This is a genomic window from Halobacteroides halobius DSM 5150, assembly GCF_000328625.1.
Taxonomy (GTDB): Bacteria; Bacillota; Halanaerobiia; order Halobacteroidales; family Halobacteroidaceae; genus Halobacteroides; species Halobacteroides halobius.
Map to the genome: position 1 here is coordinate 1146936 of NC_019978.1, position 12089 is coordinate 1159024.

Below are 12089 nucleotides of genomic sequence, written 5' to 3' on the forward strand. Positions count from 1 at the left end.
TGGGTGATAATAATGGAATTTCACGGTAGTTTTTCAGTAAAATCTAAATTACCTAATAGAATCAAAAAATTAAAAGAAGTAGCTTATAACTTATGGTGGTGTTGGAACCATAGGGCTGAGCTTTTATTTTCCAAAATTGATGATAAATTGTGGAAGGAGTTTGACAGGAATCCTGTTAAACTTCTTTCTAAGGTTGACCAAGAAAGATTAAATAAGTTAGCTAGTGATAATCAATTTCTTGTTGAATATGACCAAGTTATAAGTGAGTTTAATGATTATTTGACAACTGATGATACTTGGTTTAAAGATGTTAGTCCTCAGTGGTCTGAGGATGAAGTAATTGCTTACTTTTCTACTGAATTTGGATTTCATGAATCAATACCTATCTATTCTGGTGGTTTAGGAGTATTAGCAGGAGATCACTGTAAATCAGCTAGTGATTTAGGTCTACCTTTAATTGGAGTAGGCTTATTATATCATGAGGGCTATTTTAAACAAAGGATCACTGATAAAGGTTGGCAAGAATCATTATATCCTACTTTAGATGAAACCTATTTACCTATAACTGCTGTCCAAGATCAAGAAGGAAATGATTTAAAGGTCAGTGTTAAATTAGCGAATAGAGAAGTATTAATTAAAATTTGGAGGTTAAATGTTGGTAGGATAAAGGTTTTTTTGTTAGATACTAATATTGCAGAAAATAGTAGCCAAGATAGAGAATTAACTTCACGCTTATACGGTGGAGGTGAGGAAACAAGAATATCGCAGGAGATTATTTTAGGTATTGGTGGTACAAAAGGATTAGCTGCTTTAGGATATGACCCTGTTGTATGGCATATGAATGAAGGTCATTCAGTTTATTTAGGATTAGAGAGAATTGAAGAGTTAATGACAGAAGAAAGTTTAAGTTTTACAGAGGCATTAGAGGTTGTAGCAGCGAGTAGTGTATTTACTACTCATACTCCTGTACCAGCTGGAAATGAAGTTTTTCCCTTTGAATTAAAAGAAAAATATTTTAGTGAATATTGGAAAAGAATAGGCCTAACTAAAGAAGAATTTATGAACTTAGGTTGTGTCTATGATATGGAGAAAGATGATGGTTTTTGTTTAACTGTTTTAGCTTTGCGTTTGGCCCGGTTTAATAATGGAGTTAGTAAGTTACATGGTGAAGTTTCTAGTCAGATGTGGGAAGATATTTGGGAAGGTATCCCCACTGATGAAAATCCTATTGATGCTATTACTAACGGAATTCATACTTTGACTTGGTTAGCTCCTGCCTGGGAAGAATTATTAGACCAATATTTACCTAGTGATTGGAGAAAAAGGATTGAAGATAAAAAGATGTGGCAGCAAGTTAGAAATATACCTAATAAAGAATTTTGGCAAGTGCATAATCAATTAAAGAGTAAATTGATTGATTATGTAAGAGAGAAGGATCTAGCTAGGAGAAAGAGATATAATACCTTAGCTAAGCTAGATAATAATTTATTAGATAAGGATAAATTAACTATAGGTTTTGCACGTAGATTTGCTACTTATAAACGAGCAACATTAATCTTTGCAGATTTAGATAGATTAAATAAGATTTGTAATAAGACAGGAAAAGAAGTTCAATTTATATTTGCTGGGAAAGCACATCCAGCTGATGTACCGGGCCAAGAGTTAATTAAAAAAATTCATGAGATTAGCCAAAGTGAAGAATTTAAAGGTAAAGTAATAATCCTAGAAGATTATGATATGAATTTGGCCCGGTACCTAATTCAAGGTGTGGATATTTGGTTAAATAATCCAAGAAGGCCATTAGAAGCTAGTGGTACTAGTGGTCAAAAAGTAGCTGCTAATGCTGGATTGAATTTTAGTGTACTTGATGGTTGGTGGTGTGAAGGATATAATAAGAAGAACGGTTGGGCTATTGGTTATGAGATTGAATATGATGATCAAGAAAAACAAGACCAAATAGATAGTAATTCTTTATATCAAGTATTAGAAGAGGAGATTGTTCCACTTTATTATGATAATATTAGTCAAGGGATTGCTAATGATTGGATTGCAAGTATGAAAGAAGCAATGATTTCTAATATATCAGTTTATAGTACTGATAGGATGGTACAAGAATATACAAAGAAATTATATCTGCCTGCTGTTAAACGTAAAAATGAAGTAGAAGCTAATGAGTATGCTTTAGCTAAAGAATTAGTCAATTGGAAAGAAGATTTAAAAGAGAATTGGGAAGAATTGAAGATTAAGGTTCGAAACAAAGAGAAAAAAGAAGTTTATAAAGTAGAGGATAATATTAATTTTTCTATAGAAGTCGATTTAGCTAGTTTAGAATTAGATGATATAGATGTTGAGTTATATATAGTAGCTGAAAAATTAGAGCAACCACAAATATTTGTAATGGATTTAGAAGAGAAAGTATCGGATAATATCTATAAATATTCTTTAACATTAGAGTTATCTCAATTAGTAGGTAGTGGAGATTATAAATATACTTTTAGAGTTATTCCTCAAGATGAACTATTAACTACTAAACATGAATTAGGTTTAATTAAGTGGATCTAATAAATAAGTACCGGGATATCCCGGTACTTATTTAATTTTTTGATAATTAATTTTATGAAAATTATGTTATGAAATTTTATAAATTAGGAAAAATAAATCTAAGGAGGAATTTAAATGAATACATTTTGGAAGACATTATTCATTTATTTTGTAATTTTGCTTGCAATGAGATTAATGGGTAAGAGAGAAGTAGGAGAGTTAACACCTTTTGATTTAGTAGGTTCTATAATGATAGCTGAACTAGGTGTATTAGTTATTGAAACTGAAGATGCATCTATATTAGAAGGCCTAATTCCTATTTTTACTTTAGCAGGAATTGAAATTATAATTTCATATTTTACATTAAAAAGTAGTTTTATGCGTGAGTTGATTAATGGTAATCCTTCTATTTTGATAAAAAATGGTGAAATAATGGTAGAAGAGATGCGTAGTTCACGTTATACAATTCATGATCTGTTAGCTCAGTTAAGAGAGAATGGAATTTTTAATATTTCAGATGTGGAATTTGCAGTTTTAGAAAATTCGGGCCAATTAACTGTCTTACCTAAATCACAAAAAAGAGGTGTAACTCCTCAAGATTTAGGAATAGAAACGGAGTATGAAGGAATTTCTAGAGTTTTAATTGATGATGGAATAATTAATCAAGAAGGTTTGGAAAAATCCAAGTTAGATAAAAAGTGGTTATTAAATGAATTACAGAAGAGAAATATTAATGATCCCCAAGAAGTTATACTAGCAACTTTAGAAACAGATGGTAATCTTTATATTTCAACTAAATAATTAACGGAGACTATTTTTGATATTTTTGGACTATAGGGGAATATTAAAATTAGAAACTATATAAGGGAGGTAGATTAATGGGTAAGAAACCAAGAAATAAAAAGGAGCTTAAATGGAGAGATAAAGAGAGGATTACAGATATTAGTCCAGACGATGTAGAAGCAGGAGAAGCTTTACCAGGCTTAGTAAATGGTACTTTAGGTCAAGTAAAAGATGTTGACCAATTCGAAAAAAACCGTGATTTAAATCCTGATGATTTTGAGTAAGGGGTGTTAGGATGGCTAATATTAATTGCATTGTAGATAGTTGTGCTCATAATGCGGATGGTATGTGTGGCTTAGATGAGATACAAGTTACAGCAGATGATAATGGTCAATTTGCTAGACGGGCTAAAACTACTAAATGCCAATCTTTTGCTCGAGAATAATTTTCCAGGATTTTAAGAGGCTAAAGAGAATATATGTACAGGGGATAATTTTATCCCCTGTTTTATGATTTTTATAGAGGTGATAATGATGTCAGCGGGTAAAAGAAGAAAAAAATTATTAAGTAGGTTGCAAGGAAGCGATCAAGCAATTACTGGATCAACTTTAGCTAAAGAATTTGATGTTAGTCGCCAAGTGATTGTACAAGATGTAGCTTTACTTAGGGCCAAGGGCGAACAAATACTAGCTACTTCACAAGGTTATATAATTGAAGATGAAACTAGAAATAATTTACCTCAGTTAACAATTGCTTGTCAACATGATGATTCAGTAACAGAGATAAAAGAAGAATTAGCAACGATAATTAAGTATGGGGGTAGGATTAAAGATGTAATTATTGAACATCCAATTTATGGTCAGTTAAGAGGTTTATTAACAATTCAATCCCAGTCAGATTTAGATTCTTTCTTGCAACAGTACCAAACTAGTAAAGTAAAAGCTTTGTCTTCTTTAACAAAAGGGATTCATTTACATACTATTGAAGCTTTAAATCAAGAGGTATTAGAGTTGATAAAGGATAAGTTAGAAGAAAGAGGTTATTTACTTACTGAATAATAAAGTGGCGTAACGCCACTTTATAGCACTACAGTTCACTTGCAATATAGTCACTTATGAACATTAATTAACACCTGTAAAGACACTTGACATTACACTAATATAATTGTAAAATGAGTAACGAAACTAATTATAAGGAGGCACACAGATGAAGGCCAATTTAATAAATAAAATAAATAAATTAAAAGAAGAACAAAATGCAATTATATTAGCTCATAATTATCAAATAAATGAAGTGCAAGCAATAGCTGATTATACAGGTGATTCTTTAGGATTAAGTAGAACAGCTGCTCAAACTGATGCTGAGGTAATTGTTTTTGCTGGGGTAGATTTTATGGCAGAAAGTGCTGCAATTTTAGCTCCTCATAAGAAGGTATTATTACCAGAAAGAAATGCTGCTTGTCCAATGGCTGAGATGATTACTGTAAAAGAATTAAGAAAGAAAAAGAAGCAATATCCTAAAGCAGCTGTGGTATGTTATGTAAATTCTTCAGCAGCAGTTAAAGCTGAAAGTGATATTTGCTGTACATCTTCTAATGCAGTAGAGATTGTAGAAGCAATTGATAAAGAGCAGATTTTATTTGTCCCAGACCAAAACTTAGGTCAGTATGTAGCAGATAGGACCACTAAGGAAGTGATTTTATGGGATGGCTATTGTAGAACCCATCATCGAGTAAGACCTAAGGATATAACAGAAGTTAAGAATGCTCATCCCCAAGTTAAGATTATTGTCCATCCTGAATGTAAACCAGAAGTGGTTAAGTTAGCTGATTATGTAGGTAGTACTGCTCAAATTTTGGAGTTTGCTAAAGAATCTAATGATGAAAAAATCATTGTAGGGACTGAAATGGGGATCTTATATAATCTTAAGCAAAATAATCCTGATAAAGATTTTTATTTATTAACCAAAGCATTAATCTGTCAAAATATGAAGATGACTTCTCTTAAGGATATAGTTTGTGCATTAGAGGAGATGAAATATCAAATAACTGTAGATGATGAGATTAGATTGAAGGCTCAGTCAGCATTAGATAAAATGTTGGAACTTAGTAATTAGTGGAGGGGAAATAATGATTCCACGATATCTAGTTAATTTTAATTTAGATAATATAAAGAAAGTAGAGACAGATTTTATAGTTGTAGGGACTGGAATAGCTGGTCTAGTTAGTGCTTTAGAGTTATCATCTAAAGGAGAAGTAATGTTATTTACTAAGGGTGATTTAAAAGATTGTAATACAGAAAAAGCACAAGGTGGAATTGCAGCTGCGATTAGTAATTATGATACTGTTAAGTTACATATTGCTGATACATTGCAAGCAGGAGCAGGATTATGTAATCCTAAAGCAGTTAAAGAGCTAGTAACCACAGGAAGAAAAGAAGTTAAAGAATTAATTAGATCAGGTATGAAGTTTGATCAACAAGCTAAGGAACTGGCTTTAACTAAAGAAGGGGGACATAGTTGCAGAAGAGTTTTACACGCCGGAGGAGATGCAACGGGAAGAGAGTTAAGAAGTTTTTTAGCCCAAGAGGTCTTAGACCTTGCTAGAGTAAATATAAAAAGGGAAAGATTTGTAATTGATCTATTAGTTACTGACGGAGAATGTTATGGGGCTTTAGTTTATGACCAACAAGAAGGATTAACTGCTTATTTAGCTCAAGCAGTTATTTTGGCTACTGGTGGTGCAGGACAATTATATCCAGCTACTTCTAATCCTAAAGGAGCTACTGGAGATGGAGTTGCTATGGCTTATCGGGCTGGAGCTGAGATGATGGATCTAGAATTTATTCAGTTTCATCCAACTACTTTACAGTTAGCAGAAGTACCTAATTTTTTAATTTCTGAAGCACTAAGGGGAGAAGGAGCTGTTTTAAGAGATCAATCAGGAACTCGTTTTATGTCCTACCATCATAAATTGGCTGAATTAGCTCCGCGAGATATTGTAGCTAGAGCTATTTATCAACAAATGCAACAAGATAGTAGTGACCATGTTTATTTAGATGCCACAGAATTAGAATCTGGTTTTATTGAAGAAAGATTTCCTACTATTTATCAAACTTGTTTAGAGGCTGGTATTGATATTACTAAAGAATATATTCCGGTTGCTCCAGCAGCTCATTATCTAATGGGGGGAATTAAGACTGATTCCAATGGTGAAACTAATTTAGCTAGACTTTTTGCTTGTGGTGAAACAGCTTGTGTAGGAGTGCATGGTGCTAATAGGTTAGCAAGTAATTCATTACTAGAAGGTTTAGTTTACGGAAGAAGAGCAGCTAAGCAAGCTAGTCAATATTTAAATAAAATGGTTGATTTAAAAGGTTTAGATTTTTCATTTCAGGCTCAACGAGAGACTAAAAATACAATAAAAGAAGTTAAAGCAGTTTTAAATAATATAATGATTGATAAAGTAGGGATAGTACGTAATAAAGAGGGACTAAAGCAAGCATCATCACAAATTAAGTTTTTGTTAACTAATCTTAATTATAATTTGAGCTCTCCAGCTGATTGGGAAGTACAGAATTTACTTACTATAGCTCAATTAACAATTAAAGCTGCTTTGGTAAGACAAGAGAGTAGAGGCGCTCATTATAGAGAGGATATTCCAGATAGTAGACGTGATTGGAAGAAGCATTCTGTTTTCAAGCGAGAACAAGAATGGGAGGAATGGGAACTTGAATTTAAATAAAAATAAAGTTATTAAGATAATTAAAGAAGCGTTGGCTGAAGATATAGGAACTGGTGATTTAACGACCCAAAGTACAATTAAAGATAATAAATTAGAAACAGGAATTATTTTAGCTAAAGAAAATGGAGTAATTGCTGGATTAGAAGTAGCAAAGTTAGTATTTGACTGTCTTGATAATGATATAAAATTTGAAAAATTAGTCACTGAGGGGTCTAAAGTGAAGAGACAAACTCCTGTTGTTAAGGTAAGCGGGCCAATAGCTTCATTGTTAAGTGGTGAACGCTTGGCCCTTAATTTTTTGCAAAGAATGTCAGGAATAGCTACTAAAACTGCTAGATATGTAGAGTTAGTGGCTGATTATGATGTTAGAATTGTTGATACTAGAAAGACTACACCTAATTTAAGAAGTTTAGAAAAGTATGCCGTAAGGATAGGAGGAGGATTTAATCACCGCAGTGGATTATATGATGCAGTAATGATTAAGGATAATCATATTCAAGCTGTGGGCAGTATTACTAAAGCTGTAAAGAGGGCTAGAGAAAATGTAGCTCACACAGTAAAAATTGAAGTAGAAACAGAAGACTTGGCCCAAGTTAAAGAAGCATTATCAGTTGGTGTAGATATTATTATGCTAGATAATATGTCTTCTCAGTTAATGGCCCAAGCAGTAGAGTTAATAGGAGAACAAGCTATTGTTGAGGCTTCAGGTGGTATTACTGCTGAGACAATTAGAGAAGTTGCTCAAACAGGAGCAGATGTTATTTCAGTTGGAGAGTTAACTCATACCATTGATTCATTAGATATTAGTCTGGATATAAAGGAGGATTAATATGGCAGCAGTTAAAGAGTTTTTAGCTAATAAAAATATTAAATTATCTTTAGAGAGATACGGAATTCAGGCTTTAGGGGCTATGGCAAAAGGATTATTTGCTTCATTAATTGTAGGATTGATTTTAAAAGTATTAGGACAGAGGTTAGATATACCATTATTAGTGGACTTTAGTAAGACAGCAATGGATATGATGGGGCCAGCGATTGGGGTTGCAGTAGCATATGGCTTAAAAGCACCACCTTTAGTTATTTTTACTTCAGTGGTAACAGGAGCGGCTGGAGCTCAATTAGGTGGACCAGTGGGGGCTTTTTTAGCAGCAGTGATTGGAACTGAATGTGGAAAATTAATTTCTAAAGAAACAAAATTAGATATTGTTTTGACCCCTAGTGTAGTAATTATTACGGGGTTATTGATGGCTAAATTTGTTGGCCCGGGGATTGACCAATTTATGAAAAGTTTAGGGCAGTTAATTATGACAGCTACTAGATTACAACCAATCCCGATGGGGATTTTAGTTGCTACTCTAATGGGGATGGCTCTAACTTTACCAATTAGTAGTGCAGCAATTGGTTTAATGTTGAGTTTAAGTGGTTTAGCTGCTGGAGCTGCAACAGTAGGATGTAGTGCTCAGATGATTGGATTTGCAGTTATGAGTTATCGAGAAAATGGTTTTGGGGGATTAATTAGTCAAGGATTAGGGACTTCAATGTTACAGGTACCTAATATTATAAAAAACCCATATATTTGGGTGCCACCAACTTTAAGTGGGGCTATTTTAGGACCAATAGCAACAACAATTATCCCTCTTAAAAATATCCCAATTGGTTCTGGAATGGGTACAGCTGGCTTGGTGGGGCAATTTGGAACTATTGAAGCTATGGGTATGGGAGCGCTTGGCCCGGTTATCTTACTTCATTTTATTTTACCTGCTCTGTTAACTTTGATTATTGCCAAGTTGATGCGTAAGCAAGGATTAATTAAAGAGAGAGATTTAAAACTAAATTTATAAAAGATTAGAGGTTAGTCTGCTTAAAAGTAGGCTGACCTTTTTTATTTATTGGCAATATATTTTTTATACATAAATGAATAATATTTCTGAAGAAAATAATACTAATTATAAGAAGTTATTGATTTATTAAATATTAATATTTAGTAATAGTATTGATTTTAAAGCCATATAATATGCATGGTGGTTATAAATTCAATGTGTAATAGTTTTAGGGGGATGATAATGAAAAATTTAGCATTAATTTTAGCTGGGGGAAGAGGAACTAGATTGGATATTTTATCTGAACATCGGGCCAAACCAAGTGTACCATTTGCAGGAAAATTTAGACTTGTTGATTTTGCCTTAAGTAATTGTGTTAATTCTGGGATTTATAATATTGGTGTATTGACTCAGTACTTACCTATGTCTCTAAACAAACATATCGGAATAGGAAAACCTTGGGATCTTGACCGTAAGATGGGTGGCGTAACTTTATTACAACCTTGTATAAGAAAGAATAAACAAGGGGCTTGGTATCAAGGAACTGCTCATGCTGTTTATCAAAATATTAATTTTATTAAGCAACACAATCCCGATAATGTTGTTATTTTATCTGGAGATCATGTTTATAAGATGGATTATAGCGAAATGATTGCTAAACATGAACAAAACGGAGCTGATTTGACAATTGCAGCTCAACGAGTACCTCATGAAGAAGCATCTAGATTTGGAATTTTAGAACCAAATGAAGAGATGCAGATAGTAGATTTTAAAGAAAAGCCAGCAGATCCACCTAGTAACTTAGCATCAATGGGCATTTATGTATTTAAAACTGAGGCTTTATTAGAAGTATTAGAGAAGTATTGTACTCAAGAAAGCTCTGATTTTGGTCATCATATTATTCCACCAATGATAGAAAACAACCAAGTTTATTCCTATGAATTTGAAGGTTACTGGAAGGATGTAGGAACATTAGAATCATTTTGGGAGGCCAATTTAGCTCTAACTGGTCCACTACCTGAATTTAATTTGTATGATGATAATTGGAAATTACATACAAAAAGTAAAGAAAAGCCACCTGCTAAATTTGGTAATAAATCTAGAGTAACCCAGAGTATAGTGGCTAATGGCTCAATTATTAATGGTGAAGTAGAGAATTCTGTAATCTCACCAGGGGTATTTATTGAAGCAGGGGCAGTAGTTAGAGATTCCATAATCTTTAGTAATACAAGAGTTAAAAAGAATGCAATTATATCTAAGGCAATTATTGATAAGCGGGTAATAATTGGTGCTAATTGCCATATAGGGTTTGGTACTAATGAAATACCTAATCATCAAAAACCTAATCTGCTTAATAATGGTTTAACAGTAATAGCTAAAAGAGCTAAGATATCTGCTAATACGCAGATTGGAAGAAATTGTAGGATATTCTCTTATGTTACAGATGAAAACTTTAAGAGTGGAATTATACCTAGCGGTAGTACTGTTACTCAACTGACAACTAAAGATTTAGTTAGCCTAGCTGAGTGATTTTTTGAATTAATTTACATTTTATCAATTATATTCTTGAAATTAAAGAGAATCTACCTTAAAATAGAAAATGTAATGGAAAATAATTACATATAAAATATGGGGGCGGATAATTTATGAGAAATTTAGCATTGATTTTAGCAGGAGGAAGAGGAACTCGGTTAGATGTATTATCTGAACATCGGGCTAAACCAAGTGTACCATTTGCAGGAAAGTTTAGGTTGATTGATTTTGCATTGAGTAATTGTGTTAATTCGGGCATTTATGATATTGGAGTATTAACACAGTACTTACCTATGTCATTAAATGAACATATTGGGATAGGAAAACCATGGGATCTTGATCGAAGAATAGGTGGTATAACATTACTACAGCCATATACGGGTAAGAGCAAAAAAGGCGGTTGGTATCAGGGAACTGCTCATGCTGTTTATCAAAATATTAATTTTATCAAGCAACACAATCCAGACAATGTTGTTATCTTATCTGGAGATCATGTTTATAAGATGGATTATAGTCATATGATAGCTAAACATGAACAAAGCGGAGCTGATTTAACAATTGCAGCTCAACGAGTACCTTATGAAGAAGCATCTAGATTTGGAATTTTAGAACCGGATGAAGAGATGCAGGTAGTAGATTTTAAAGAAAAACCAGAGAACCCACCTAGTAATTTAGCATCAATGGGGATTTATGTCTTCAAGACTGAGGCTTTATTAGAAGTATTAGAAGAGGATTGTACGCAAGAAAGTTCTGATTTTGGCCATCATATTATTCCACCAATGATAGAAAATGATCAAGTTTATTCTTATGAGTTTGAAGGCTACTGGAAGGATGTAGGAACATTAGAATCATTTTGGAAGACAAATCTTTCTTTAGCAAGTTCAGTGCCAGAATTAAATTTGTATGATGAGGGATGGAAGTTACATACTAGAAGTAAAGAACAACCACCGGTGAAGTTTGGAGCTAAGGGTAATGCCGTAGGAAGCATAGTTTCTAATGGTTCAATCATTAATGGGAAAGTAGAAAACTCTGTAATTGCTCCAGGAGTATTCATTGAAGAAGGTGCAGTAGTTAGAGATTCAATTATTTTTAATAATACGATAATAAAAAAAGACTCTATTGTTTGCAAGTCGATTATTGATAAGCGGGTAGTAGTTGGTTCTAACTGTCATATTGGCTTTGGTAATGATCTGACCCCTAATCATAAAAAACCACAATTACTTAACAATGGTTTGAATGTAATAGCTAAAGGAGCAGAAATACCAGCCAATACTCAAGTTGGTCGTAATTGTAGAATTTTCTCTTATGTTACAGAGGAAGATTTTGAAAGTCAAATCATTCCTAGTGGTAATACAGTTGCTAAACAGAGTGCTTTTGTTAATACTTCTAATGATGAGGTAGCAGTTACTAACGAGTAATAATTTAATGTATCCCCAGATTAATATGTAAAAAATTTCTTTCACACTTTTGAGCTTAAGTCATATTATATAGTGAATTGAAAGGGGGGATACATAATGGGTGACTACGGTGCAGGAAACAATAATATGCTTTTAATTATTTTACTTGTGATAATTCTTTTAGGTGGAGACCTAGGTATGGGCGGAGGACAATATTAAACTATAAAACTTAGCAAAAGAGCCAGAAGGAATATTCCTTCTGGCTCTTTTGTA

11 protein-coding genes are annotated in these 12089 nt (G+C 33.0%); all 11 read left to right on the forward strand.

What is annotated here, in order from left to right; all coding sequences use genetic code 11:
- The first annotated feature begins 12 nt into the window (after nucleotides 1-12).
- The 11 genes from glgP to HALHA_RS05670 all read left to right on the forward strand — a co-directional run bounded on the left by glgP (nucleotide 13) and on the right by HALHA_RS05670 (nucleotide 11837).
- Nucleotides 13-2562 carry an alpha-glucan family phosphorylase gene (gene glgP / locus HALHA_RS05625; protein ID WP_015326819.1) on the forward strand — a complete coding sequence of 850 codons (2550 nt, stop codon included), beginning with the start codon at nucleotides 13-15 and terminating at the stop codon, nucleotides 2560-2562.
- A 114-nt stretch (nucleotides 2563-2676) separates the two neighbouring features.
- Nucleotides 2677-3342 carry a DUF421 domain-containing protein gene (locus tag HALHA_RS05630; RefSeq protein ID WP_015326820.1) on the forward strand — a complete coding sequence of 222 codons (666 nt, stop codon included), beginning with the start codon at nucleotides 2677-2679 and terminating at the stop codon, nucleotides 3340-3342.
- A 77-nt stretch (nucleotides 3343-3419) separates the two neighbouring features.
- Nucleotides 3420-3608, forward strand: a complete 189-nt coding sequence (locus HALHA_RS05635; RefSeq protein WP_015326821.1) for a hypothetical protein — start codon at nucleotides 3420-3422, stop codon at nucleotides 3606-3608.
- A gap of 11 nt (nucleotides 3609-3619) precedes the next feature.
- On the forward strand, nucleotides 3620-3769 hold the full coding sequence (locus HALHA_RS13285) for a DUF1540 domain-containing protein (RefSeq protein WP_015326822.1): 150 nt from the start codon (nucleotides 3620-3622) through the stop codon (nucleotides 3767-3769).
- Between the two features lie 88 nt (nucleotides 3770-3857).
- Nucleotides 3858-4382 (forward strand): transcription repressor NadR, encoded by a 525-nt coding sequence (locus HALHA_RS05640; RefSeq protein ID WP_015326823.1) that lies wholly within the window; start codon nucleotides 3858-3860, stop codon nucleotides 4380-4382.
- Between the two features lie 148 nt (nucleotides 4383-4530).
- Nucleotides 4531-5439 carry a quinolinate synthase NadA gene (nadA, locus tag HALHA_RS05645; protein ID WP_015326824.1) on the forward strand — a complete coding sequence of 303 codons (909 nt, stop codon included), beginning with the start codon at nucleotides 4531-4533 and terminating at the stop codon, nucleotides 5437-5439.
- 13 nt (nucleotides 5440-5452) lie between these two features.
- Nucleotides 5453-7066, forward strand: coding sequence for an L-aspartate oxidase (gene nadB, locus HALHA_RS05650; RefSeq protein WP_015326825.1), 1614 nt, complete (start codon nucleotides 5453-5455; stop codon nucleotides 7064-7066).
- Nucleotides 7053-7895, forward strand: coding sequence for a carboxylating nicotinate-nucleotide diphosphorylase (nadC, locus tag HALHA_RS05655; RefSeq protein ID WP_015326826.1), 843 nt, complete (start codon nucleotides 7053-7055; stop codon nucleotides 7893-7895). Before nadB ends, nadC begins: the two co-directional genes overlap by 14 nt.
- 1 nt (nucleotide 7896) lies before the next feature.
- On the forward strand, nucleotides 7897-8907 hold the full coding sequence (locus HALHA_RS05660) for a PTS sugar transporter subunit IIC (RefSeq protein ID WP_015326827.1): 1011 nt from the start codon (nucleotides 7897-7899) through the stop codon (nucleotides 8905-8907).
- 222 nt (nucleotides 8908-9129) lie between these two features.
- Nucleotides 9130-10416, forward strand: a complete 1287-nt coding sequence (locus HALHA_RS05665) for a glucose-1-phosphate adenylyltransferase (RefSeq protein WP_015326828.1) — start codon at nucleotides 9130-9132, stop codon at nucleotides 10414-10416.
- Between the two features lie 116 nt (nucleotides 10417-10532).
- Nucleotides 10533-11837, forward strand: coding sequence for a glucose-1-phosphate adenylyltransferase (locus HALHA_RS05670; RefSeq protein ID WP_015326829.1), 1305 nt, complete (start codon nucleotides 10533-10535; stop codon nucleotides 11835-11837).
- Nucleotides 11838-12089 lie beyond the last annotated feature (252 nt).